21 protein-coding genes and 2 pseudogenes are annotated in these 23,639 nt (G+C 62.1%); 4 read left to right on the forward strand and 19 right to left on the reverse strand.

Annotated elements, in window-relative coordinates:
- Window positions 1–25: 25 nt before the first annotated feature.
- The 12 genes and pseudogenes from AB5975_24260 to AB5975_24315 all read right to left on the reverse strand — a co-directional run bounded on the left by AB5975_24260 (window position 26) and on the right by AB5975_24315 (window position 13,200).
- Window positions 26–1,225, reverse strand: coding sequence for a benzoate/H(+) symporter BenE family transporter (locus AB5975_24260; protein ID XDR19591.1), 1,200 nt, complete (start codon window positions 1,223–1,225; stop codon window positions 26–28).
- 116 nt (window positions 1,226–1,341) lie between these two features.
- Window positions 1,342–2,256, reverse strand: a complete 915-nt coding sequence (catA, locus tag AB5975_24265; GenBank protein XDR19592.1) for a catechol 1,2-dioxygenase — start codon at window positions 2,254–2,256, stop codon at window positions 1,342–1,344.
- A 28-nt stretch (window positions 2,257–2,284) separates the two neighbouring features.
- Window positions 2,285–3,613, reverse strand: coding sequence for an MFS transporter (locus AB5975_24270; protein XDR19593.1), 1,329 nt, complete (start codon window positions 3,611–3,613; stop codon window positions 2,285–2,287).
- A gap of 57 nt (window positions 3,614–3,670) precedes the next feature.
- Complete coding sequence (locus tag AB5975_24275; protein XDR19594.1) at window positions 3,671–4,432, reverse strand: 1,6-dihydroxycyclohexa-2,4-diene-1-carboxylate dehydrogenase; 762 nt, start codon at window positions 4,430–4,432, stop codon at window positions 3,671–3,673.
- 145 nt (window positions 4,433–4,577) lie between these two features.
- Window positions 4,578–5,588, reverse strand: coding sequence for a benzoate 1,2-dioxygenase electron transfer component BenC (gene benC, locus AB5975_24280; protein ID XDR19595.1), 1,011 nt, complete (start codon window positions 5,586–5,588; stop codon window positions 4,578–4,580).
- 72 nt (window positions 5,589–5,660) lie between these two features.
- A complete protein-coding gene (gene benB, locus AB5975_24285; protein ID XDR19596.1) occupies window positions 5,661–6,146 on the reverse strand; it encodes a benzoate 1,2-dioxygenase small subunit in 486 nt (161 codons plus the stop codon).
- A pseudogene (benA, locus tag AB5975_24290) lies at window positions 6,143–7,502 on the reverse strand (benzoate 1,2-dioxygenase large subunit). The gene benB and the pseudogene benA overlap by 4 nt, the downstream one beginning before the upstream one ends.
- A gap of 127 nt (window positions 7,503–7,629) precedes the next feature.
- On the reverse strand, window positions 7,630–8,586 hold the full coding sequence (locus AB5975_24295) for an AraC family transcriptional regulator (protein XDR19597.1): 957 nt from the start codon (window positions 8,584–8,586) through the stop codon (window positions 7,630–7,632).
- A gap of 223 nt (window positions 8,587–8,809) precedes the next feature.
- Window positions 8,810–9,865, reverse strand: a complete 1,056-nt coding sequence (locus tag AB5975_24300; protein ID XDR19598.1) for a GlxA family transcriptional regulator — start codon at window positions 9,863–9,865, stop codon at window positions 8,810–8,812.
- Window positions 9,866–9,943: 78 nt separating this feature from the next.
- Entirely contained in the window at window positions 9,944–10,972 is a 1,029-nt protein-coding gene (proX, locus tag AB5975_24305; protein XDR19599.1) for a glycine betaine/L-proline ABC transporter substrate-binding protein ProX, read from the reverse strand.
- A gap of 70 nt (window positions 10,973–11,042) precedes the next feature.
- Complete coding sequence (gene proW, locus AB5975_24310; GenBank protein XDR19600.1) at window positions 11,043–11,996, reverse strand: glycine betaine/L-proline ABC transporter permease ProW; 954 nt, start codon at window positions 11,994–11,996, stop codon at window positions 11,043–11,045.
- A 43-nt stretch (window positions 11,997–12,039) separates the two neighbouring features.
- The gene (locus AB5975_24315) at window positions 12,040–13,200 is read right to left on the reverse strand and encodes a glycine betaine/L-proline ABC transporter ATP-binding protein (protein ID XDR19601.1); all 1,161 of its coding nucleotides are present in this window, start codon (window positions 13,198–13,200) and stop codon (window positions 12,040–12,042) included.
- Between the two features lie 361 nt (window positions 13,201–13,561).
- Between AB5975_24315 and AB5975_24320 the strand changes: the two are divergent.
- Together AB5975_24320 and AB5975_24325 are read left to right on the forward strand one after the other, a co-directional pair.
- Window positions 13,562–14,540: pseudogene (locus AB5975_24320) on the forward strand (LysR family transcriptional regulator).
- Window positions 14,541–14,633: 93 nt separating this feature from the next.
- Window positions 14,634–15,518 carry an alpha/beta hydrolase gene (locus AB5975_24325; protein ID XDR19602.1) on the forward strand — a complete coding sequence of 295 codons (885 nt, stop codon included), beginning with the start codon at window positions 14,634–14,636 and terminating at the stop codon, window positions 15,516–15,518.
- A gap of 2 nt (window positions 15,519–15,520) precedes the next feature.
- On the opposite strand, the gene AB5975_24330 is transcribed toward AB5975_24325, so the two are convergent.
- The 3 genes from AB5975_24330 to mntP form a co-directional block, all read right to left on the reverse strand.
- On the reverse strand, window positions 15,521–16,159 hold the full coding sequence (locus AB5975_24330; GenBank protein ID XDR19603.1) for a hypothetical protein: 639 nt from the start codon (window positions 16,157–16,159) through the stop codon (window positions 15,521–15,523).
- Window positions 16,160–16,474: 315 nt separating this feature from the next.
- Entirely contained in the window at window positions 16,475–17,266 is a 792-nt protein-coding gene (gene hisN / locus AB5975_24335) for a histidinol-phosphatase (protein XDR19604.1), read from the reverse strand.
- A gap of 62 nt (window positions 17,267–17,328) precedes the next feature.
- The gene (gene mntP / locus AB5975_24340) at window positions 17,329–17,895 is read right to left on the reverse strand and encodes a manganese efflux pump MntP (GenBank protein ID XDR19605.1); all 567 of its coding nucleotides are present in this window, start codon (window positions 17,893–17,895) and stop codon (window positions 17,329–17,331) included.
- Between the two features lie 288 nt (window positions 17,896–18,183).
- On the opposite strand from mntP, the gene AB5975_24345 reads away from it, so the two are divergent.
- Complete coding sequence (locus AB5975_24345) at window positions 18,184–19,074, forward strand: universal stress protein (protein ID XDR19606.1); 891 nt, start codon at window positions 18,184–18,186, stop codon at window positions 19,072–19,074.
- Window positions 19,075–19,145: 71 nt separating this feature from the next.
- On the opposite strand, the gene AB5975_24350 is transcribed toward AB5975_24345, so the two are convergent.
- From AB5975_24350 to AB5975_24365, 4 genes are all read right to left on the reverse strand, one after another.
- Window positions 19,146–19,667: an acyloxyacyl hydrolase gene (locus AB5975_24350; GenBank protein XDR19607.1), complete on the reverse strand. Its 522-nt coding sequence runs from the start codon at window positions 19,665–19,667 to the stop codon at window positions 19,146–19,148.
- A gap of 196 nt (window positions 19,668–19,863) precedes the next feature.
- Window positions 19,864–20,610: a phytanoyl-CoA dioxygenase family protein gene (locus AB5975_24355; protein XDR19608.1), complete on the reverse strand. Its 747-nt coding sequence runs from the start codon at window positions 20,608–20,610 to the stop codon at window positions 19,864–19,866.
- Window positions 20,611–20,664: 54 nt separating this feature from the next.
- Window positions 20,665–21,108 (reverse strand): carboxypeptidase regulatory-like domain-containing protein, encoded by a 444-nt coding sequence (locus tag AB5975_24360; protein XDR19609.1) that lies wholly within the window; start codon window positions 21,106–21,108, stop codon window positions 20,665–20,667.
- 133 nt (window positions 21,109–21,241) lie between these two features.
- Window positions 21,242–22,111, reverse strand: a complete 870-nt coding sequence (locus AB5975_24365; protein ID XDR19610.1) for a LysR substrate-binding domain-containing protein — start codon at window positions 22,109–22,111, stop codon at window positions 21,242–21,244.
- A 107-nt stretch (window positions 22,112–22,218) separates the two neighbouring features.
- Between AB5975_24365 and AB5975_24370 the strand changes: the two genes are divergently transcribed.
- Window positions 22,219–23,604: an aldehyde dehydrogenase family protein gene (locus tag AB5975_24370; protein XDR19611.1), complete on the forward strand. Its 1,386-nt coding sequence runs from the start codon at window positions 22,219–22,221 to the stop codon at window positions 23,602–23,604.
- Window positions 23,605–23,639: the final 35 nt, after the last annotated feature.

The following is a 23,639-nucleotide window of genomic DNA, read 5'->3' on the forward strand; positions in this document are numbered from 1 at the left end:
GGTAAAGCGTTGGGAACACGGCAGGTCATGGGTTACGGCGCAGCACCTCCTGGGCACGTGGCTGGCGCAGCCGGAGCAGTGCGTGAGCCAGCAGGCCGAACAACAGCCCCCAGAACGCCGCCGACAGGCCCAGGAAAGCCACCCCAGACGCGGTGACCAGGAAGGTGAACAGCCCGGCATCGCGCTCGGCCGGTTCTGCCAGGCTGCGGGCCAATGCCTCGCTGATGGCGCCATACAGGGCCAGACCGGCCAGGGCGGCGATCAGTGCGGCAGGAAAGGCTGCGAACAGCGACATCAAGGTGGCCCCGGCAATGCCCAGCAGCAGGTACAGCGCACTGCCAGCTACCGCCGCCACGTAGCGCCGCCTCGGGTTTTCATGGGCTTCATGGCCGGTGCACAGGCTGGCGGTGACCGCCGCCAGGTTCAGCCCGTGGCAGCCGAATGGCGCCAGCAGTGCCCCGGCCAGGGCGCTGGCGCTGATCAGCGGGCTGGCAGGCGTGGGGTAGCCGGCGTTGCGCAGTACCGCCATGCCCGGCATGAACTGCCCGGTAAGCGCCACCAGCACCATCGGCAGCGCCAGGCTGAACACCGCCGCCAGGCTGAACTGCGGAGAGACCCACTGGGGCGAGGCCAGTTCAAGCACCAGTGCTTCGCTACGGAACGCACCGCTGGCCACGGTCACCACGGTGCCCACGCACAGCACCGCAGCCACTGCATAGCGCGGCTGCACCCGGCGCATCAGCACGTAGGTGATGAACATCGCCAACACCAGCATGGGTTGCATCGGCAAGGCCCGAAACACCTCGATGCCGAAGCTGAACAGAATGCCGGCCTGCATGCCGGCGGCAATGGAGCCCGGCAACCGCGCAATAATGCGGTCGAAGGCTCCACTGATGCCAATCAGCAGCAGAACCAGGTTGGCCACGAGATAGGCGCCCACGGCCTGCTCCAGCCCCAGTTGCGGCAAGGCGGTGACCAGCAGCGCCGACCCTGGGATGGACCAGGCGATCACGACCGGTACGCGGTAGCGCAGGCTCAGTAGCGCACCGAGCACGGCACTGCCCATGGACACGGCCCAGACCCAGGACGACAGTTGCTGGTGCGACAGGCCGGCGGCTTCGGCGGCGTGGAAGATGATCACCAGCGGGCCGGCGTAGGAGATCATCGTGGCGATGCAGCCGGCGATGATGGCGGACAGCGAGCTGTCCTTGATCAAGGTTGTCATGAGACTCTCGCAAGGCATCGGCCGGCCTTGGAGGCTGGCTCTTGTTCTGTGTTGGCAGTTTCGGGGGCTCGCGCGATCCCTATGGGAGCGAGCCCCGTAGCAGCCAACTCGGTGGTTCAGGCGTCCTGCAACGCCCGTGGCCGGTTGCTGCGCTGCTCATCCGCGCCGCCCAGGGCCGTCTGCAGCTGGAAGTCGAACTTCAACTCGGCATGCCGCCCCGCCTCGCCTTCGACGAACACCACTTCCCCCACCAGCCCATCGCGCGTGGCATAGGCAAAGTCATCCCACAGGTACTTGTCCCCCGACAGGTTGATCTGCGTGGTCAGGTGCCGGTAACCCGGCGCCGAGATGAAGAAGTGCACATGCGCCGGGCGCTGGCCGTGGCGGCCCAGCAGGTCCAGGCACTCCTGGGTTGGCCCCTGCGGGTCACATCCGTAACCCGACGGCACGATGGAGCGTGCGCGGTAACGCCCTTCGGCATCGGTGACGATGCGCCGACGCAGGTTGTATTCAGACTGGCTCTGGTCGAAGAACGAGTAGGTGCCACGGGTATTGGCATGCCACAAGTCCACCGTGGCGCCTGGCAGCGGCTGCCCTTGCGGGTCGAGCACCTGGCCTTGCAGGTACATCACCGTGGCTACGCCCTCCTCGCTACCGTCGTCCATGCGCACTTCACCTTGGGCAATCGGTGCACCGGCCACGTACAGCGGGCCTTCGATGGTGCGTGGGGTGCCGCCGACCAGCCCGGCCTGCTGGTCCTTGGCATCCTGTAGCAGGTCAAGGAAGTGCTCGAGGCCCAGGCCCGCCACCAGCAGCCCGGCTTCGCCGCGGCCACCCAGGCGGTTCAGGTAGTCGACGGCATGCCAGAACTCGTCCTCGCTGATCTCCAGGTCTTCGATCAGCCGCGCAGTGTCCTGCAGCACACGCTGCACGATGCGCTTGAGCCGAGGGCTGCCGGCATCGTTGCCAACGCCTGCGGCCTCTGCAAAGAACTGCTGTACTTCGCCAGTTTGGGAAATTTTCACGGTCATGGGTTTACCTCATCTTGTTCTTTTCGGTTCAGGCCTGCGCCGCAACGGCCTGAGCGTGGCGCCGGCCACTGGCCAAGTGCACGGCCATGGCCAGCGCTGCGATGGCGCCAGGGATGGCGAAGGCTATGAAATTGAGTTGCAGCGGTAGGTTGATACCCATAAGCGCGCCGCCCAGCAGCGGGCCGACGATGGCGCCGTTGCGGCCGATGCCCGAAGCCCAGCCCAGCCCGGTGGAGCGCACCGACAAGCCGTACATTTGCGCAGCGCCGGCATACAGCAGAATCTGCGTACCAATGGTGGTGGCGCCGGCGATGAAGATCAGCAGGTACAGCACGGGCATTGGGCTGTTCACCCCCAGCAGGCTGATCGACAGCGCAGCGGCAATGAAGAACGCCACCTTCACCTTGACCAGGTTGTAGCGGTCACCCAGCCAGCCACCGAGGATCGCCCCGGCCATGCCGCCAAAGTTCAGGGCCAGCAGGAACGACAGGCTCGAACCCAGGCTGTAACCGGCGTTGGCCATCAGCTTGGGCAGCCAGGAACTCAACGCATAGACCATCAGCAGGCAGCAGAAGAACGCCAGCCATAGCGCCAGGGTACGAATCGCCAGGCCGTTGCGGAACAGCTCAAGTACCGACGCCCCGCTGCCTTTGCGATCAGCCGCCTGCAGCACGTCATCGGCCTGCACGTCACAGTTCGGGTCCAGCCGTTTCAGCAGCTTGCGCGCTTCATCGCTACGGCCCTGACGCACCAGAAAACCGATGGATTCCGGCAGGTAGTAGAGGATCACCGGCAACAGCAACAGTGGCACCGCAGCGGCGAAGAACATCGATTCCCAACCAAAGCGCGGCAGCATGAAGATGCCAACGCCCGCCGACAGCATGCCGCCCAGCGAATAGCCGCTGAACATGATCGCCACCAGCGTGCTGCGCAGGCGTTTGGGCGCGTACTCGTTCATCAGTGCCACGGCGTTGGGCATCAGGCCGCCACAGCCCAGGCCGGCAATGAAGCGGTAGATGCCAAACTCGCTCGGGCTGCTGGCGAAGCCATTGAGAATGGTCGCCCCCGAGAACAAGGCGAAACAGATGGCAATGCCCTTCTTGCGCCCGATGCGGTCGGCCAGGCTGCCGAATGCCAAGGCGCCGAACATCATGCCGAACAGCGCATAGCTGCCCAGCGCACCCGCCTGCAACGGGGTCAGGCCCCACTCTTTCATGATTACCGGCAGTACCACGCCGTAGATGAACAGGTCATAGCCGTCGAAGATCAGCAGCAGGCCGCACCAGGCCATGACCATCCAGTGAAACGGGGTAAAGCGCGCATTATCGATGATCGGGTGTACGTCAAGGGTTCGCATGGCATCTGTCGCTCTTGTTTTTGTTGTGGAGGAAAGCTGTTGCCGTGAGGTTGCTGCTCAGCCGAGGTCGCCGCCCCCTACCGGCAGGGTCACGCCGGTGATGTACGAAGCCTCGTCAGAGGCAAGGAACAAAATGGCGCCCACCTGCTCGTCGATGCTGCCGTAGCGGTGCATCAGGCTACTGTCGAGGGTCTGGTCGACGATCTGCTGGTACCAGCGTTTTTCCTGCTCGCTCTGCTCGGCGCTGTTACGCGGCACGCGCCGGGGCGGTGCTTCGGTGCCGCCGGGCGCGGTGGCGTTAACGCGGATGCCGCGGCCGGCGGTTTCAAAGGCCAGGCACGCGGTCAGCGCGTTGACGCCACCTTTGGCCGCGCCATAGGGCACACGGTTGACGCCACGGGTGGCGATGGACGAGACGTTGACGATGGCGCCGCTGCCGCGTTCGAGCATGTACGGCAGCGCGGCATGGCAGCACCACAGGGTCGGGAACAGCGAGCGGCGCACTTCGGCTTCGATCTGCTCGACTTCGTAGTGCTCGAAAGGCTTGGCCCAGATGGTGCCACCAACGTTGTTGACCAGGATGTCCAGGCGGCCGAAGGCTTGGACCGCACTGGCCATGACTCGGGCGCAGTCAGCGTGTTGCTCCAGGTCGGCAGTGAGGGTGAGCATGCCCTCGCCGGCCAGTTCGTGGACCAGCTCGGAACGGTCTACCGCGACCACTTGCGCGCCCTCGGCCTTGAGCCGCCAACACACACCCCGGCCGATGCCTTGGGCGGCACCGGTGACCAGGGCGACCTTGCCTTGGAATCTATTGTTCATATCCATCTCTCCGGTTCACCACGATCCCTGTGGGAGCGGGTTTACCCGCGAATGCGTCCGACAAGACATAACCGCTGTACCGGCCGGTCTCTTCGCGGGTAAACCCACTCCTACAGGGGGCAGTGTTGTGTTCGGGGTAAAGGAGTCAGGCCGCCGCCGCAAACTTCTCGTAGTAGAAGTTGACCGGGGTAATGCCCTGCTCACGCACGTACTGGCTGACCGCTTCTACCATCGGTGGCGGCCCGCACAGGTACACGTCCACATCGCCGTCATTGAGGTGGCGTGGCTCGATGTGCTGAGTCACGTAACCCTTCTGCGGGTACTGGCTGTCCGGGTTGGCCACGCAGGCGCTGTAGGTGAAGTTGGGGATGCGCGACGCCAGCGCTTGCAGGCGGTCGAGTTCGACCAGGTCGAAGTCGTTGGTCACGCCATAGATCAAGTGCAGCGGATGCTCGCTGCCCTGCTCGGCGATCCTCTCCAGCATTGCAGTGAACGGTGCCAGCCCGGTCCCTCCCGCCAGCAGCAACAGCGGGCGCTGGATTGGCCGCAGGTAAAAGCTGCCCAGCGGCCCGGCCAGGCTCATGTTGTCGCCGGCCTTGGCCAGGTTGGTGAGGAAGCTGCTCATCAGCCCGCCCGGCACGTTGCGAATCAGGAAGCTGACTTCGCCGTCCTTCTGCAGTGAGCTGAACGAGTAGGCGCGGCTTTGCTCGCTGCCCGGCACCTTGAGGTTGACGTACTGCCCCGGCAGGAATGCCAGGCGGCTGAGGGCCTCGCCCTTGATGGACAGGGCAATGGTACTGGCCGACAGTTGGCGCACATCGCTGATGGCCGCCTCGAAACTGGCTTGCTCGGTCTTGCACAGCTGCGACGAAGCCGGAATGCGGATCACGCAGTCGCTTTCGGCGCGCATCTGGCACGTCAGCACGTAGCCTTCGGCGATTTCGTCTTCGCTCAGGGCGTCTTCGATGAAGTTGTCGCCCAGGTCATAGCGCCCGGATTCGGCCTTGCATTTGCAGGTGCCGCAAGCACCGTCGCGGCAGTCCAGCGGAATATTGATGCCCTGGCGATAGGCGGCATCGGCCACGGTCTCGTGGCCGCTTGCCTCGATGAAACGGGTAACGCCGTCTTCGAAATTCAGTGCGATCTGGTAGCTCATGTTGCACCTCGCGGGCGAGCCGGCCCACGGCGCGTCGCAGGACGCACCGGGCAGTGCTCGCAAAACCTTGTGTCAGATGTGGTAGATGTCGATGACCTGACGCACGTAGTCGTTTTTCAGCACCACCTTCTTGGCCTTGATCAGCGGCTGTTCGCCGCGCAGGTCGAGGGTGTAGAAACTGGTGCCGAAATAACTGTCAGTGGTCTTGTAGCGGAAGCTCAGGGTGTGCCAGTTGAAACGCACCTGGCAGCTGCCCTCGCCCTGTTCGACGATCTCGATGTTGCTGATGTTGTGCGAGGTGCGGGTGTCGGGCACGGTCGCGCTGGAGCGTTCGGTCTTGATGCGGAACACTCGGTCTTCCAGGCCACCCCGGTTGCCGTACCAGATCAGCGAGATTTCGCTCTGTGGGTCTTCGGTCAGGGTATCGTCATCATCCCAGCTGGGCATCCAGAAGGTGGCGTCGCTGGCGTACAGCTCCAGCCACTGGTCCCACTGGGCGTCGTCCAGGTAGCGCGCTTCACGGTAGAGAAAGTCGCGCACGGTTTCATACAGGCTCATTGCACGGCCTCCACGGGGATCAGTTGCTGTTCGTCCTTGAGGGCCTGGATCATGGTGTCCTGCCAGTACTTGTGCTGCAGCACGAACAGGCCTTCGTCCTCGGTGCGCACGCCGGACAATAGCGGTTCGAGTTCGATTTCCTTGGCGGCCTCATCAGCGCCTTCGACCCAATGTTTAGCACCGCGGGACATATCGTTCCAACCGGTGCCGCCGCCGTAGCCGGTCTGGCACGAGCGGAACTCTTCCAGGTCGTCCGGGGTGGCCATGCCGCTGACATTGAAGAAGTCTTCGTACTGGCGGATGCGCTTGGCACGGGCATCGGCACTCTCGCCTTTCGGCGCGATGCAATAGATGGTGATTTCGGTCTCTGTTCACCGAAATCGGCCGGGCAACGCGGATCTGCGAGCTGAACTGGTCCATCAGGTAAACGTTGGGGTACAGGCACAGGTTGCGCGAGTTTTCGATCATCCAGTCGGCGCGGGCCTGGCCGAAGTCGGCGGCCAGCTGGTCGCGGCGCTCGTAGGCCGGGCGGTCTTCGGGGTTGGCCCAGCGGGTCCACAGCAGCAGGTGGCCGTGGTCGAAGGAGTAGAAGCCGCCGCCCTGCTTGGCCCAGGAACCGGCGCTCATGGTCTTGATCTCGTCACCCGCTTCGCGCTGCTTGCGCTGGTTCTGGGTAGCGGCGTAGTTCCAGTGCACGGAGCTGACGTGGTAGCCGTCGGCGCCGTTTTCGGCGGTGAGCTTCCAGTTGCCTTCGTAGATGTACGAGCTGGCACCGCGCAGCACTTCCAGACCCTCCGGCGACTGATCGACGATCATGTCGATGATCTTGGCCGACTCGCCCAGGTGTTCCACCAGCGGTTTTACATCGGCGTTCAGGCTGCCGAACAGAAAGCCCCGGTACGACTCGAAGCGCGCCACCTTGGTCAGGTCGTGGGAGCCGTCGCAGTTGAAGCTGTCGGGGTAGCCGGCATTGCTCGGGTCTTTCACCTTCAGCAGCTTGCCGCTGTTGTTGAACGTCCAGCCGTGGAATGGGCAGGTGTAGCTGGAGCGGTTACCGCGCTTGTGCCGGCACAGCATGGCGCCACGGTGGCTGCAGGCATTGAGGAAGGCATTGAGCTCACCGTCCTTGTTGCGCGCGATGAAAATCGGCTGGCGCCCCATGGTCAGGGTGAGGAAGTCGTTCTTTTCGGGGATCTGGCTTTCATGGGCCAGGTAGATCCAGTTGCCCTCGAAGATGTGTTTCATCTCCAGGTCGAACAGGCGTGGGTCGGTGAACATCTCGCGCTTGCAGCGGTAGATGCCCTTTTCACGGTCGTCCTCGAGCATGGCATTGAGGTAGTCGAATCCCAGGGACATGGCCAGGGTCTCCATTGTTATTGTTTAGACCTGGTCAGTTTGGGCGCTGGTATTAGGCGGGAGTATCCGGTTTGTGCGCAGTAGTATCCGTTTTGTGCAGGCTTGCACGCGAAGGGGGTGGCGAAGTTCAGCGCCGGTTACGGAAAGTTTCCGAAGGCAATTCACCAAACTGGTGCCGATACACTTCGGAAAAGCGCCCCAGGTGCAGGAAGCCATAATCCAAGGCCAGTTCAGTCACGCTACGCACTGCACAACTGGCATCTCCCAGACAGGCACGCACCTGCTCCAGCTTGCGCTGACGCACATATTGCTTGGGCGTAGTACCAAGATGCCGGTCGAACAACGCATACAACGACCGCAGGCTCATGCACGCCTGCTCTGCCAGCGCCTCGGCTGGCAGCTCAAGTTTGAGGTTGCGATCGATATATTCGATGATCCGATCAAGGCTTACGCCAGGCGATCCCAGGCTTTCGCGGCGGATATTGGTGCTCATCAGGGTCAGCAGCTTGCTGGCGACAATCTGGCTGTAATGGCCCTGCACCCTGGGTAGCGAGTCGCTCACTTCCGCTTCATGGCAAACCATCGCCAGCAGGTTCACGAACCCGTCCAGTTCATCCAACCGATAATGGTTGCGCAAGAACCGCACGCCGCCTTCTGGCCGATGCCAGCGCTGTTCATCGCAGATCGAGTCCAGCAAGCGGGTCGGCACCTTGAGGATGAACTTCTCGCAGTCTTCTGAGTAAGTCAGATCAACTGGGTCGTCCGGGTTGATCAGCAGCAGCTCCCCTGGAATCAGGTGCTGTTCGCGCTTGTGCCCGCGCCACAGGCAATTGCCGTTGAGCAGCACTTGCAGGTGGTAAATGGTTTCCAGTGCTGGCGAGGTAACGCGCACGCTGCCACCGTAGCTGATACGACACAAGTCGAGTTCGGCGAACTTGCGGTGGCTGAGGCTGGCCTGAGGGTGGGTGGTACGCGACAGACCGATGCAATGCTGGCCCACATGCTGGTTCACATAATCGGACACAGCATAAGGGTCGGCGTGGTGAAACACGCTACTGCGTTCGCTCAGCAGGCGGCTTTCCATAGGCAAGGCACTCGGTATCGTTATTGTTCTGGTCGCCGCGTCCTACTGCCTTGTGGGCTGTGGTTGCGGTCGTCACGGTCATTCTATCGGGCCGGTTGCGGGTCGCGGGGGCAGGCGACAACCGGTGGATGGGCACACTACAGCAAAAAGGCGGGGGTTGGGCAATGCGGCGATGGGATTGGATGGGCGGATAACGGACAGGCCAGGTGCAGCCTGTGTTCGTTTATCGAACAGTTTCTTCCTGCCGCCCTGCCCACCCCTGGCTACGGGCACGATATTGGCGCGGAGCAACGGCAAACAACTCACGAAACCGCCGATAGAAATGCGGGAAACTGACAAACCCGCTGGCCACTGCCACCTCGGTCAATGACTTGCTGGTGTGTTGCAACAGTTGGCGCGCATGGGTCAGGCGCAGCTCCAGATAGTAACGCGGTGGTGTGGCCTGCACATGGCGGCGGAACAGCCGCTCCAAGTGCCGGCGAGACAAGCCGGCATGTTCGGCGATTTCGTCGATGCCAATGGGGTCTTCGATATTGGCATGCATCAATTCCAGGGCCAGGCGCACCCCCTTGGGCAGGCTGGGGTCGATTTCCGGGGCGCTGGCAGGTGCGTCGCTCATGACCCGCGCACGGTCACAGGCCAGCATCTGCTCCACGGCCCGGCGCAAGGGTACGCCACCGCACTGTTCAAGCATTGCCAACATCATGTCCAAGGCACTGCTGGCACCGGCGCAGCTCATATGTCGCCGGTCCAGCACATGGGCCTGGCGGCTGATACGTACTTTGGGGAACAGCTCGTTCATCATCGCTCGGCCATCGGGGTGGAAGGCGCAGTCGTGATCATTGAGCAAGCCAGCCTCGGCCAGGAAGTAAGCGCCGTTCCACAGCCCGCCCAGTTGGCAGCCGTACTGGTCGGCTTGGCGCAACTTGGCACGCAGTTGCGGCGCGGCCTCCAGGCGCACGCGAAAGCCACCACACACCAGCAGGCAGTCAAGGCCGTGCACATCCAGGTCAGCGAGCTGAGTGTTGACCGGCAAGGCGATGCCCAGGTCGCTCATCACTTGCGCGCCCTCGCCCACCACCTGGATCTGGAACAACGGCGTGGCACTCATCAGGTTGGCGGTGACCAGGCTGTCCATCGCAGCTGTGAAGGCCATCATCGAGAAGTGCTCGCGCAGGACGAAGGCCACGCGCTGGCACGGCATTGAAAGCGAAGTGCGGATGGCCGGGGCCAGGTGGGCCAGGTTGGTGCTTTTGAGGATGCTTTCGAAGTGGCTCATGGCTTTAACTCAACTGCGGGAGTTGCATTGGCTTCCACGCGGGCTTGCCCGCGAAGAAGCCAGCAGTGCTGGAACAGGTTACTTGCCGGCCTGGGCCGCTGCGTCGCGTGAGGCTTGCAGCCACTGATCGAACTGCTGGCGGTGGGCGGCAACCCACTGCTTGGCATGGCGCTCGATGTCTTTGGGCTTCTTCTCGCCCTGCTGCATCTTCAGGTTCTGGTTGCTCTCGTCGTCGGTGTTGATCTGCACCAGCGACAGGAACTTCAGCGCCGCCGGGTTCTTTTCGGCAAAGTCCTTGTTCAGCACGGCCACCACCTTGTCGATGGCAAAGCCCAGGTTTTTGCCGTGGTAGGTGGTGTCGACGTCGTTCTTGCCATCAGGCAGGTCGGTCTTCGGCACTTCCAGCCAGACCACATCCTTGCCTTCGACCAGCACGCTGGCGATCCACTGCGGCACCCAGGTGAAATACAGGATCGGCTTGCCTTCCTTGTAACGGGCGATGGTGTCGGCCATCAGCGCAAAGTACGAGCCTTGGTTGACGTTGACACTCTTGTCCAGGTCGTAGGCCTTCATGTGGTGGGAAATCACCAGCTCGCAACCCCAGCCCGGATTGCAACCGGTCATGTCGGCCTTGCCGTCGCCGTCGGTGTCGAACAGTTTGGCGATTTCCGGCTTTTTCAGGTCGGTGATGTACTTGATGTTGTACTGGTCGGCGGTTTTCTTGTCGATCAAGTAGCCCTGGGCGACACCCGGCAGAATGTTGCCGGTCTTGACCATCACATCATCGCCGCCAGCCTGCTGGTAGAACTTGTCGTGCAGTTTTTCCCACAGGTGCACGGTGAAGTCGGCATCGCCGTTGGCCAAGGCCACCATCATCACGCCGTATTCGGTCTCCTTGGGTTCCTGCACGTTGTAGCCCAGCTCGCGCAGGCCTTCCATGGCCACTTCACCGCGGAAACGCTCTTCGGCGATCGAGGGGAAAATCGGCGTTACCTTCACGCCATCACCCGGTTTGTCCGCCGAAGCGTTTGCGCCCAGCGCAGCGGCCACCAGGGTCAATGCCGTGGCACATTTGAGGATGCTGCGGGTGAATTTGGATTCGTGCATCGTCGCTTACCTTCTTCTGATTTTTATCTTCAAGTGCGGCAGATCGAACGTATCAAGTGTCTTGCTGTGCTCAGGCGGTCTTGCGCCGCCCTTTCACGGGCGCTGCGCCACACAGGCGCATCACCACGCCTGCGGGGCCAGTGTGGTACCAGCGCAGGCTCGGGTCGGCACTGGTGCGGGCGCCCATGGCCTGGGTCAGGCGGTCGAGGAAGATCGCCAGCAGCACCAGCCCCACGCCACCGACCGTGGCCAGGCCCATGTCCAGCCGGCCGATGCCGCGCAGTACCATCTGGCCCAGGCCACCGACCGAAATCATCGAGGCGATGACCACCATCGACAGCGACAGCATCAGGGTCTGGTTGAGGCCAGCCATGATGGTCGAAGTGGCCAGCGGCAGTTGCACGCGGGTCAACATCTGCCGTGGGGTGCAGCCGAAAGCGCGGGCGGCTTCGATCTTGTCTTCCGGCACCTGGCGAATACCCAGGTTGGTCAGGCGCACCAGCGGCGGCAGGGCGAACACGATGGTCACCAGCACGCCAGGTACATTACCGATGCCGAACAGCATCACCACCGGGACCAGGTAAACGAACGCCGGCAGGGTCTGCATGGCATCGAGCAGCGGGCGGATAATGCTTTCCAGGCGGTTGCTGCGGGCGCAGACGATACCCAACGGAATGCCGATGACCGCGCAGAAGAACACCGACGTCAGTACCAGGGCCAGGGTGGTCATCGACTCCGACCACACACCGATCAGGCCGAGCAAGGTCAGGGTGATGAAGCACAGTACCGCCATGCGCTTGCCTGCCAGCTGCCAGCCCAGCAATGACGAAAGGAGGATGCCGATGGTGGGCGGGATGCTCTGCAGGGTGAACTCGATGCCATTGAGCACCTGGTCGATTGGCCAGCGAATGGCGCGGAACACCTCGCGGAAGTTGTGCACCAGAAAGTTCAGGGTCGCGGTGACCCAGTCGCCCAAGGGGATGGTGGCCGCCTGGAACGGGTCAAGCAGGCTGAATTCGGACATGAGGGCTTACCTGTTCTAATAAACGCTACGGGCGCTTCTTGGATTAGTTGCGGCTCAGGGTCTGCAGCAGCTCGTTCTTCGACAGCGTGCCCTTGAAGGCGCCCTGACGGTCGAGCACCGGCACCGGGTACGGCAGGTCGGCAGCAATCCCGAGGACTTCGTGCAGCGGCGTGTCGGTGTACACCGGGCGCTGTTCGTGCAGGCTGTAGCGGTCACTGGCAGTGGCGCCGTTGACGTCGGTGTCGACCACGCCCAGCAACTGCCCGCGCTCGTCGACCAGGTAGCCAAACGGCACGCCGGCCTGGAAGCTCGGCGCCTTGCCATTGACCTTGCACACCACGGCCGGGTCGAACCTGGCCACATCGCCGGCCTTGAGCACCCGCGAGCTGTCGAAGCTCTTGAAGAAAGTACGCACGTAGTCGTTGGCCGGCTGGTTGATCAGCTCTTGTGGGGTGCCGATCTGCACCACACGGCCACCTTCCATGATCGCAATGCGATGGCCGATGCGGATGGCTTCTTCGATGTCATGGGAAATGAAGATGATGGTGCGTTGTTGCTCAGCCTGCAGGCGGATCAGTTCGCCCTGCATCTCGCTGCGGATCAGCGGGTCGAGTGCGGAAAACGCCTCGTCCATCAGCAAGATCGCCGGGTCGTTGGCTAACGCCCGGGCCAGGCCCACACGCTGCTGCATGCCACCAGACAACTGGTGCGGGTAACTGTTCTCGTGACCGGCCAAGCCAACCTGGCTCAAGGCTTCACGGGCGCGGCTGTGGCGTTCGGCTTCCGGCACACCGGCAATTTCCAGGCCGAAGGCGGTGTTCTCAAGCACGCTCATATGCGGCATCAACGCGAAGGACTGAAACACCATGCCCATTTCCTTGCGGCGCACATCCAGCAAGGCTTTGTCTGAAAGACCGGTAATTTCCTTGCCGTTGAGGTGAATGCTGCCGGAAGTGGGTTCGATCAGGCGGTTGAACAGCCGCACCATGGTCGACTTGCCCGAGCCCGAGAGGCCCATGATGACGAAAATCTCGCCACGCTTGACGGAAAAGCTTGCATCGAACACGCCGACAACGTGGCCGGTCTTGCTGAAGATTTCGTTCTTGTCGGCGCCCTTGCGGAGCATCTCCATGGCCATGTTCGGGTTGGGACCGAACACCTTGAAGATGTTGTTTACCGAAAGAATCTCATCGGCATGGCTCATACGACCCTCTTTATTATGCTTATTAACCAATCAATCAACATCGCACTTTCAATAAGGCGGGTAGCGATCAGTGCGAGTACGCTTGGCAGTCCGTTCAAATTCGAACGTGAGTCAAAACCGGCACGCAGAATGTCCTGCTTCAAAAAGTTATCCGACATCGATGTCTCGAATGTCGCGCCGTGGCGTTAACGTTAGGCCCAGCGCCAGAGCGGGTCCAACGACATTTGTATGGCGCTAACCATTACCTGAAGTTATCAATCGGGCGCTGAGGCCGTAGGTAGAGCCGCCCGCACATTTACCTGTTGGCGAGGAACAGGCTAGAGTGGCGTGATTGGCTAGATGAAGGACCTCCCCGCTACCCATGGTCAGACACTCCGAACCCGATCAGACGCTGATCAAGATGCCCTCGCTGCGTGCGGTCAAAGTCTTCGTCGCCGCCGCCAAGTACCAGAACTTCACCCGTGCCGCCGAGGCGCTGTGCGTCACCCAGGCTGCAGTCAGCCGGCAAATCCGCGAGCTGGAGACCTACCTGGGCGCCGAGTTGTTCACCCGTGTGGGCCGTGCGGTGGAGTTGACCGTGGCCGGTTCGATCTTCTTCGATGCGGTGCAGTTATCGTTCGTCAACATCTCCCAGGCGGCCGAGCGTATCCGCAGCAACACCAATACCAAGCAGGTAGTCACCCTGTGCTGTTCACCGGCCTTTGCCGCCTTGTGGATGGGGCCGCGCATGCCGAAGTTCTTCGCCGAGCACCCGGACATCGACATCAACCTGGTAACCACCCAGAACTTTCTGTCGATGGAGCCCGGGGTGCCCGGACATCTACATCACCAAGTTGGGCAAGGTGCAGGCGGGCTATAGCTCGCACCCGCTCAACCATGACGTGATCTACCCAGTGTGCACGCCGCAGTATTTGGCGCAGCACCCGGAGGTAGGAACCCTTAAAGGGTTGCGCGATGGTACCTTGCTGAACCTCAGCCCCTACGGCCGCTCGCAAGTCGCCGAACATGTGGACTGGAATGTGTGGCTGGCCTTCCATGACGTCGACCTGAAAAGCCGCGCCAGTACCGCACCGCATTTCTTCAATGCCAACGACTACAACCTGTTGGTGCAACTGGCCCTTGGCGGCCAGGGCGTGGCGTTGGGCTGGCATCACTTGGTCGAGTCGCTGGTGGCACAGGGGATGCTGGTAAGGCCAGTGGCAGAAGAACTGGTGCTCAAGGACACCTTTCACTTCCTGGCATTCAATGAAGACAAGGAGCATGAGGCCAGCTGCCTGCGCTTGCGGGACTGGTTGCTGGACGAGTTTCAGCCGTTGTTGGAGTCGTTGGGTAATCGGTAACCCTGCGCTTTCGGAAACAGCTTGCAACCAAACCAACCTGCCATCCCGTCACTTTTTCGACACCCAGCACAGTGCTTCTGCTAGAAAGCCCACATGCCTACTCTCTTCGTCACCCACCTGCGCCGCCGCTGGCTCCCCTGGGTGTGCGCCATTCTGCTGGTCATCGGCCTGCCCACCAGCTGCGCCGTGCTGCAGTACAAGGAGCGCGAGCTGGTGTTCCGCATCGAGCCTGGCCAAGCCAGTTGGTTTCGCGGGCTGCCCAGCGGCGTGCAGGAACTCGACCTGCGCCCGCACAGCTTCAGCGATAACCAGAGCCTGCACGCCTGGTGGTGGCCGGCCAAACGCGCCAACGCGCCGGCCATCCTTTACCTACACGGCGTGCGCTGGAACCTTACCGGCCAGTTGTTCCGCATAGAACAGCTGCATGCCATGGGTTATTCGGTGTTGGCCGTGGATTATCGTGGCTTTGGCCGAAGCCGTGGCGACCTACCTTCCGAGGCCACGGTCTACGAAGATGCACGCATTGCCTGGGAGCGCTTCGCCCAGCTGCAGCCAGATGCCGGCAAACGCCTGATCTTCGGCCATTCTTTGGGGGGCGCGGTGGCGGTGGAACTGGCCAGTGAGCTGACACGCGAATCACAGAACAACGGTGCCAGTGTGCCGGCACGCGGGTTAATCCTGGAGTCGACCTTCACTTCACTGGGCGATGTCGCGGCGGCAGTGGCCAATACCTCCTTGCCAGTGCGCTGGTTGATGTCGCAAAAGTTCGACTCGCTGGACAAGATCAAGGGGGTTGGCCTGCCTGTGCTGCTGGTACACGGCCTGGATGACCGATTCGTGCCAGCGCGTTTCAGCCAGCAATTGTATGAAGCAGCCCACCAGCCCAAGACATTGCTGCTGGTGCCCGGGGCAACCCATAACAACAGCATGAGCCTGGCCGGGCAGCGCTATAAACGCGCCATACAAGCGCTGCTCTGAAGTTACTGCACCGGCAGAAAGTTCATCAGCAACAGGCTCTGCGCATAATTCAAGCCAATCCGCCGATACCGCTCATCCAGCAGCTCGGCCAGCAAATCCAGCCGCGCGACGATCTTGCCGAACTCCACGGCAAAACTCAGGTTGCTGCCCTCCTCCGAGATTTCGTTGGAGAACAACAGCAGCACCCCATTGGCGTCCTGTCGCTGGCTGAGCATCCACGTCGCCTTTTCGATATTGCGCGCAGCGTTGTTGATGAACAGCGGGTCGATGGTGTCGGTCATGTAGAACTCGGTACGCCCGCCGTGCGCGGTGATCAGCATGCTGCCGATGGCGTAGATGAAGGCGCCGACGCGGTCGCCGCGAAACTCGGGGCTAAGGGCGTAGCTCAATGCCGCCAGGTCGCGTCGGTTGCCCAGTTGCGGCAGCGGCCGGCGCTGCTCGATGGCGATGCGGATCTGGCGCTCGGCAGTGGCGGCGTCGACGTAGCCCGACATCTTCCACTGGTTCGGGTTGCGCAGGTACAGCTTGTTCATCAGCAGGTACAGGCTTTGCAAATTGTCGCGCATCGACAACGTGGCCAGGCGGTCGACGCTGGTCTGGAACAGCTCGCTGGGTTTGCCATTGCCGAACTGGCTGACCATATCGCGGCCCTGTTCCGGCGTGCAGGCACAAAGGCCCGCAAGGGCGCCGGCCAGCAGCAGGCGGGGAAGAATTTGGGGTGTCTTGCAACCATCGGCACCGGGTCAATATACGGCGGCTGCTCTGGGGATCAGAGCAGCCTGGCCAAGCATAGAGCCCGGAAATTGGAAAAAGTGCGGTGATCAGGAAAGCAGTATCCTGTAAGGGCTCTTCGCGGGTAAACCCGCTACCACAGGTTCAGCACTAGTTTTGAAAACTGTGCCCCACTTGTGGGAGCGGGTTTACCCGCGAAAAGGCCCGTATAGGAGACACACCCATCACATGGCGTGACGCAACATCTCCACCACCTGCGCATGCAGCGCCGGGTCACCACAGGCTACGACGCAACCACCGTTCTGCGCCGAGCTGCCATCCCAGGCCGTAATGACCCCACCCGCCCCTTCGATGATCGGCATCAGCGCCTGTACGTCATACGGCTGCAGGCTGGCCTCGACGATCACGTCGACAAAGCCCGAGGCCAGCATGCAGTACGCGTAGCAGTCGCCACCATAACGCATCAACCGCGCCTTGCCGGCAACGGCCTCGAACGCGGCCTTGCGCTCGGCGGTGTCGAACATGTCTGGCGTGGTGCACATCAGCGTGGCCAAAGCCAGGTCGGCACAGGCACGGGTCTGCAAGGGCGTGCCACTGCGCCAGGCGCCTTCGGGGGTGCCGACAAAGCGCTCGCCGGTGAACGGCTGGTTCATCACCCCAACCACCGGGCGCGTGCCGTCGTTAAGGGCAATCAGCGTGCCCCACAGCGGCAGGCCGGTGATGAAGGCGCGGGTGCCGTCGATCGGGTCGAGCACCCAGGTCAGCGGGCTGCTGCCGACGGCCACGCCAGCTTCTTCGCCAAGGATGCCATGCTCGGGGTAACGCGCCTGGATCAACTCGCGCATGGCGTCCTCGGCGGCCTTGTCGGCAACCGTCACCGGGTCGTACAGGCGCCCGCCCTTGTCCTCGACATCCAGGCTGGCGCGAAAGTACGGCTTGATCGCCACAGCGGCAGCATCGGCCAACTGCTCGGCGAAGGTACGGAATTCGCCGATCTGTTCAGCGCTCAGGGACATGGGGCAGGCCTCGTGACAATGATGGGGCCAGCATCATACCCGACACGCCGTGCCAGCCGCACTCAAACAGCCGTCAGGTGCTCATACAGGATGGTCGCGCCCACCAGCATCAGCACGATGCCGCCGATGATCTCGGCACGCTTGCCCACCACCGAACCCAGGGCCCGCCCCAGCATGGTGCCGAGGGTGACCATGGTCATGGTCGCCAGGCCGATCGCCGCAGCCGCCACCCAGATGTTCACATCGACGAACGCCAGGCCAATGCCCACCGCCAGGGCATCGATGCTGGTCGCCACCGCCGTCACCGCCAAAATCCAGAAAGAGTGCTGGCTTTGCTTTTCTTCCTCTTCTTCATCCGGTTTCAGGCCGGCGTGCACCATGTGCGCACCCAGTAACAGCAGCAGGAAGAAGGCAATCCAGTGGTCCCATTGTTCAACGTACTGGCTAGCCGCCTGGCCCAGCAGCCAGCCAATGATCGGGGTTATGGCTTCGATGACACCAAAGATCAGGCCGGTGCGCAGGGCTTCGGCCAAACGGGGTTTGTGCAGGCTGGAACCTTTGCCGATGGCGGCCGCGAAGGCATCCGTGGACATGGCGAAGGCAAGGAAAACGAGGGAAATGGGATTCAACGATCAGGCTCCGCCGGGCTACGAGTCAACGACAGCTCCCTGCAGGCCCGGCTTGGCTACAGAAAGGTCGTTGGTCTCGCCAATCCAGCTGGATGCACAGGCCATGGCAGGTTGCCAAATATGTTGACCGGTGCGCCTTCGCTTGGGTGCGAAGGCAGGCTACTCCCCAAAGAGTGCGGCGATGATAACAGCCCCAGGTGAAAAAAGCGTGAACGGCTTTACCGGCCACACAGGACTAGACTGAACAGAACCAGGTGACCGGGGGGCTGCCACACGTGGAGGTGTGAGATGAGCCAGTTCAAGCGTCTGTTCGTCATGCTCGGCCCGCAAATGCGCCACACGCCAGCGCTGCAACGCGCAGCGGCGCTGGCGGAATCCAGTGGTGCTCTGCTGGATATCAATGTGATCGTCGACGACGTCGACACCTTTGGCTTGATGAGCGATGGTCGCGAGCGTGAGCGGCTGCTCAGCGACAACCGCCAATGGCTGGCGGACGAGGCCGAGCAACTGGGCAACGCCGGCCTCGACGTGTCCACCGAGCTGTTGTTGACCCGCGACCCACTAGGCTGCGTGCTGGAGCGGGTCGAACGGCTGGGCTGCGACCTGCTGGTCAAGGACGTACAGCACGAACCGGTGCTCAAACGCCTGCTGGTCACGCCACTGGACTGGCAGTTGCTCAAGGACAGCCCGGTCGCCGTGCACCTGGTCAGCGACATCCGCCTGCCCCTGCCCCGGCAAGTCGCCGCCGCGGTGGACCTGAACAGCCATGGCGCAGGCGAGCACCTGGACGAGCAGGTAATCCACTGCGCGCACGCCCTGGCCCTGCAATGCAACGCCGAGCTGCACCTGTTGCATGTGTGCGACGCGGCCAAGACCCACATTGCCGACTTCGGTGCTGGCACGGTGACCATGCCCGGCTTCGAGGGCAGCGTGCGCACTGCGCAGCGAGCAGCGTTCAACCGCCTGGGCGACCATCATCAGATCCCGCTGGAACGCAGGCATTTCCTGGAGGGCGCAGCGATCAAGGCCATTGCTCAGTTCGTCGGCCACAGCCGGGCCGATGTGATCGTGATGGGCAGCCACCGGCATGACGCGATGCAGACGTTCCTGGGTGGGACCACGGCGCATGTGCTGGAGCATCCGCTGTGTAACGTGCTGGCAATCAAGGCCTTACGCTGAATGCGAGTGTGCCTGAACCGATCTCTTCGCGGGAATGAATAGGAGCAGCGCAAGGCTGCTCCTATCTTGTGTCAGAAACCCTTGCTGTAGAACAGCGAGTACGACTCGATCCCGTCGTTAGGCTGCTTGAGCCCAGCGTTGGAGTAGTGCATCGCGCGGATCCCGACTTTTTGCTCGCCCGGCAACTTCAGACCAAAACCGATGCGGTCTTCGAAGTTGACCGACGAGCCCAGGCGCTGGTCGCCCACGTCGGTCTTGGAAAACGCCGCCAGGCCAATACCAGCCTCGATGTACGGTGTGTAGGTGAAACCGCTGAACTCGTACGTGAACACCGGGCTGAATGACAGCGAGTGCGCGCCACTGGCGTCACCGCCCTCCCAATAGGTGTAGGCGGCATCCCAGTAACCGGTCACGTAACCGGTACTGCTTTCCAGCCATTTCTTGTCCCAGTCGAACGACAGGCCGATACGGTAGGTCATGTCGCCTTGGCTAGTGGCGCCCACGGCACCGGATACCTGCGCGGCCTGGGCCAGGTTGGCCCCTGCAAAGGCCAGCACTGCAGCGGCCAGCGAAGCTGCGAGACGGGTTTTCATCAACGACTCTCCTGATGGTCTACACGGCAAGCGGGGGCTTAGGCCCCTCGATCTTTTAGGGTGGACCGGCGCATCCAGACCGGTCACACGAAGTAATAGTTTTTTGATTATTGTCCAGATAATCAGAAAGTTGAAAGTGTATTGCCACTATTGGCTAAATCGCTTGCTTAAGATGTGCCTTGCCGTGCACAGCACTTCAGTCGTATTCCGCCTCTTCATGCTCACCCAGCAAACGCCTTTGCCGAGGCGTGGCTTCCTCCAGCACCTGCGGGTTGAAGCGCCAGTTCAAGTACGGCGAGAACTTCTGCGCGACCATGCGCCGGCCATAGTGCACCTGCAGCATGTCGCGCTCGCGAGCCTGGCTGCAATTGGGCCCGGCGCTGTGCCAGACGTCGCTGCGAAACACCAGTGCATCGCCCGCCTTGCACAACACGGCCTGTGCTTCACGCCCCTGCCAGTGATCTTCCCCCGCCTGGGGTGGCCGCGCCGCGCGGTGGCTGCCGGGTACGATGCAGGTCGGGCCGATGCCGTGGTCGATGTCGCTGAGGTACAGCTGCGCAGTGAGGATTTGTGCGGGTTGGGTGAAGTCGCCTTGCGCGCTTAGCCAATCAGGCAACTGCATGGGCAGATAATCCAGGTGCAAGGCCATGCCCGGGTAACCCGGATGGCTGCGCCAGGCAGTTTGCCCGATCAGATGGCAATCAGCGCCCAGCGCCGCTTCAGCCAGGGCTATCACAGGCGGCAGGTCGAGAAAGGGCAACCACAACGGGTTGCGGTTGAACACACACTTGTAGTGTTCCAGCAGCCCCTGGTAGTCCCAGTGAATCGGCTGCAGGTCATCGATGGCGCAGCGCAACAAGGCGATGCGCAGGGGTTCGAGCACACCGGGGAGCAGCACATAGCCCCGCTCGTCCAACATCTCCAGCTGAAGGTCCAGGTTCATGACGATGTGCTCCGCCATGACGGGAGCACATTTGTACTCCCGCCCGTTTATCCATCAACGCCAGTTCAGGTTCACGGTTGTGGGGGCTTTGCCATTCACGGTCACCAATTGCTGCACCGTCTCACCCTGGGCGTTGCCCATGATCTTGTACTTGCCAGGAGGCAACTGCACATACAGCAGCGGCCCGGCATCCGTGATGCTCAGTACAGGCTGGCCTTTTGCGTTCTGGATATCGACTGAAGCCCCGCTCTGGAATTTGCCTTCCGCGCCAGTGGAAAGCTCCACATGCAGGTCATAACCAGATGTCTTGCGCAGCGCATTGGCCTCATCCTGGCCGATACCGCCTTGCAAGTAATGCACGCCGTTCTGTTCCTGCGGTTGCAACTGCACGGCCTGCATGTCGATGGGGGCATTGAGATCGGCGGCGGCAGCCAGGGTCCATGGCAAGGCCAGGGTTAACAGCAACGCGGCGCCGAGTGCATAGTGATGGTTACGCATGGTACGACCCTCCTTTAGAGGATGGCTTACCTATTATCTGATCCTCTCAGGGGGGTGGTGTTCGTGCTGATGCATGGTCGTCATCGTGATATTCGGCACTAAGCCATCAAATAAACGTAAATTTAGCTGTTTATCAATTGGTTGTGCGCCCTTCCTCTAGTAGTTTCACGAACATGCTCAAACTGCGCGATACTGTGCCTCGGCGCCATACCAGCCAGGTTTTCAGGTAGCGGAAGTCCTCCGACATCGGCCAGGCGCTGACGGTGCTGCACCCGGGCATGTTGTCGAGCATGCTGCGTGGCATCATGGCCAGGCCGGCACCGGCGCTGACGCAGGCCAGCATGCCGTGGTAGGACTCCATCTCGTGGATCTTGCCCGGCACTGCCTGGTCCTGCACGAACCAGCTTTCGAAATGATGACGGTACGAACAGTTGGCACGGAAGGCGTAGATGCTTTCGCCGTTTACGTCCTGGGCGCGGGTTACGGGTGCATGGTTCAACGGGGCGATCACCATCATCTCTTCCTCAAAGACCGGTATGCCCTCCAGCGTCGGGTGCAGCACCGGGCCGTCGACGAACGCGGCCACCAAGCGGCCAGACAACACGCCTTCGAGCATGGTCCCGGAAGGCCCGGTGGACAGGTCCAGGTCAACCTTGGGGTAGCGTTGGTTGTACGCCGCCAGCAAGGCCGGAATACGCACCGCTGCGGTACTTTCCAGCGAGCCCAGAGCAAAGGTGCCCTGTGGGTCTTCACCTGCTACGGTCAGCCGCGCCTCGTGTACGAGGTCCAGAATGCGGCGCGTGTATTCGAGGAAGTTCCAGCCTGCAGGCGACAGGCGCAGGCGGCTCTTCTCGCGAATGAACAGCTCCACGCCCAGGTCTTCTTCCAGCTGCTTGATGCGCGTGGTCAGGTTCGACGGCACCCGATGGATGTGCTGCGCGGCAGCGCTGATGCTGCCCTGCTCTGCCACGGCTTTGAAGATCTCCAGTTGCACCAGGTCCACAGCCTTTCTCCAAACGTGAATGTTTCGCTCATTATTATTCAGTTTTCATTAAAGCCATAGCCCACTAGTCTGGCGTCATTGATTAACAACAACGAGAGTGTCCCGCCATGAGCGCGATCAGCAGCCTGACCCACGCCATCTCCCTCGACCCGTACAGCGGCGAGCAGATCGGCGCCTACCCATTCGACACCGACGCCGCACTGGAAGCGGCGCTGCAACGTGCCAAGGTTGGCTACCGCCAGTGGCGCCAGGTGTCGCTGGGTCAGCGCAGCGAGTATTTGCTCGCCCTGGCCAGCACCCTCGAAACCAAGGCCGAAGCCTTCGCGCAAATGATCAGCCGCGAAATCGGCAAGCCGATTGCCCAGGCACGCGGTGAAGTCAGCAAATGCGTAGGCCTGTGCCGCTGGTACGCCGAACACGGCCCAGCCATGCTTGCCGCCGAGCCAACCCAGGTGGAAAAAGCCCGTATCGAATACCGCCCACTCGGCCCCATCCTGGCGGTGATGCCGTGGAACTTCCCGGTTTGGCAGGTACTGCGCGGCGCCGTGCCGGCGATTCTGGCGGGCAACACCTACGTGCTCAAGCACGCCCCGAACGTGATGGGCAGCGCTTACCTTATGGGTGAGCTGTTCAAGGACGCCGGCCTGCCGGAGGGCGTGTTCGAAGTGCTGAACGTGACCCCGGATGGCGTCACCCGCGCCATCAACGACCCGCGTATCGCCGCTGTGACCCTGACCGGCAGCGTTCGTGCCGGCATGGCGATTGGCGCCCAGGCCGGCGCAGCACTGAAGAAGTGCGTGCTGGAGCTGGGGGGGTCCGACCCGTTCATCGTGCTGGCTGACGCCGACCTGGATGCTGCCGTCAAGGCTGCGGTGATCGGCCGCTACCAGAATACCGGCCAGGTCTGTGCTGCCGCCAAGCGCCTGATCGTGGAAGCAAGCATTGTCGAGCAATTCACGCAAAAGTTCGTAGAAGCCACGCGCCAGCTGAAAGTCGGCAATCCGCTTGAAGACGACACCTACATCGGCCCGATGGCCCGCTATGACTTGCGCGACGAGCTGGATGGCCAGGTCCAGGCGACGCTGGCCGAAGGCGCCACCCTGCTGCTGGGCGGCAACAAGGTCGAAGGCGTGGCCAACTTCTACGCCCCCACGGTGTTCGCCAACGTTACCCCGGACATGACCGCATTCAAGCAGGAGCTGTTCGGCCCGGTGGCGGCGATCATCACCGCACGCGATGCCGACCATGCAGTGGAACTGGCCAACGACAGCGAGTTTGGCCTGGCATCGACCATCTACACCGCCGACTATGGGTTGGCCGAGCGCATGACCGCCGCGCTGGATACCGGTGGCGTGTTCATCAACGGCTACTGCGCCTCCGACCCCCGTGTGGCGTTTGGTGGCGTGAAGAAGAGCGGTTTCGGCCGTGAACTGTCGCACTTTGGTGTGCGTGAGTTCACCAATGCCCAGACCGTGTGGCTGGACCGTAACTGATTCAAAGGCATTGGGGCTGGTTCGCGGCCCCAACT

The sequence above is a fragment of the Pseudomonas putida genome (genome assembly GCA_041071465.1).
GTDB lineage: Bacteria > Pseudomonadota > Gammaproteobacteria > Pseudomonadales > Pseudomonadaceae > Aquipseudomonas > Aquipseudomonas putida_P.

What these genes read in the sequence shown, in the direction of transcription:
- proX (XDR19599.1), bottom strand. Translation starts at nt 10,972, where the DNA reads ATGCACGAATCCAAATTCACCCGCAGCATCCTCAAATGTGCCACGGCA.
- AB5975_24295 (XDR19597.1), bottom strand. Translation starts at nt 8,586, where the DNA reads ATGGAAAGCCGCCTGCTGAGCGAACGCAGTAGCGTGTTTCACCACGCC.
- AB5975_24345 (XDR19606.1), top strand. Translation starts at nt 18,184, where the DNA reads ATGAGCCAGTTCAAGCGTCTGTTCGTCATGCTCGGCCCGCAAATGCGC.
- AB5975_24355 (XDR19608.1), bottom strand. Translation starts at nt 20,610, where the DNA reads ATGAACCTGGACCTTCAGCTGGAGATGTTGGACGAGCGGGGCTATGTG.
- catA (XDR19592.1), bottom strand. Translation starts at nt 2,256, where the DNA reads ATGACCGTGAAAATTTCCCAAACTGGCGAAGTACAGCAGTTCTTTGCA.
- AB5975_24300 (XDR19598.1), bottom strand. Translation starts at nt 9,865, where the DNA reads ATGAGCCACTTCGAAAGCATCCTCAAAAGCACCAACCTGGCCCACCTG.
- AB5975_24330 (XDR19603.1), bottom strand. Translation starts at nt 16,159, where the DNA reads ATGGTCAGCCAGTTCGGCAATGGCAAACCCAGCGAGCTGTTCCAGACC.
- benB (XDR19596.1), bottom strand. Translation starts at nt 6,146, where the DNA reads ATGAGCCTGTATGAAACCGTGCGCGACTTTCTCTACCGTGAAGCGCGC.
- AB5975_24360 (XDR19609.1), bottom strand. Translation starts at nt 21,108, where the DNA reads ATGCGTAACCATCACTATGCACTCGGCGCCGCGTTGCTGTTAACCCTG.
- benC (XDR19595.1), bottom strand. Translation starts at nt 5,588, where the DNA reads ATGAGCTACCAGATCGCACTGAATTTCGAAGACGGCGTTACCCGTTTC.
- AB5975_24325 (XDR19602.1), top strand. Translation starts at nt 14,634, where the DNA reads ATGCCTACTCTCTTCGTCACCCACCTGCGCCGCCGCTGGCTCCCCTGG.
- AB5975_24275 (XDR19594.1), bottom strand. Translation starts at nt 4,432, where the DNA reads ATGAACAATAGATTCCAAGGCAAGGTCGCCCTGGTCACCGGTGCCGCC.
- proW (XDR19600.1), bottom strand. Translation starts at nt 11,996, where the DNA reads ATGTCCGAATTCAGCCTGCTTGACCCGTTCCAGGCGGCCACCATCCCC.
- AB5975_24260 (XDR19591.1), bottom strand. Translation starts at nt 1,225, where the DNA reads ATGACAACCTTGATCAAGGACAGCTCGCTGTCCGCCATCATCGCCGGC.
- AB5975_24350 (XDR19607.1), bottom strand. Translation starts at nt 19,667, where the DNA reads ATGAAAACCCGTCTCGCAGCTTCGCTGGCCGCTGCAGTGCTGGCCTTT.
- AB5975_24370 (XDR19611.1), top strand. Translation starts at nt 22,219, where the DNA reads ATGAGCGCGATCAGCAGCCTGACCCACGCCATCTCCCTCGACCCGTAC.
- AB5975_24270 (XDR19593.1), bottom strand. Translation starts at nt 3,613, where the DNA reads ATGCGAACCCTTGACGTACACCCGATCATCGATAATGCGCGCTTTACC.
- hisN (XDR19604.1), bottom strand. Translation starts at nt 17,266, where the DNA reads ATGTCCCTGAGCGCTGAACAGATCGGCGAATTCCGTACCTTCGCCGAG.
- AB5975_24315 (XDR19601.1), bottom strand. Translation starts at nt 13,200, where the DNA reads ATGAGCCATGCCGATGAGATTCTTTCGGTAAACAACATCTTCAAGGTG.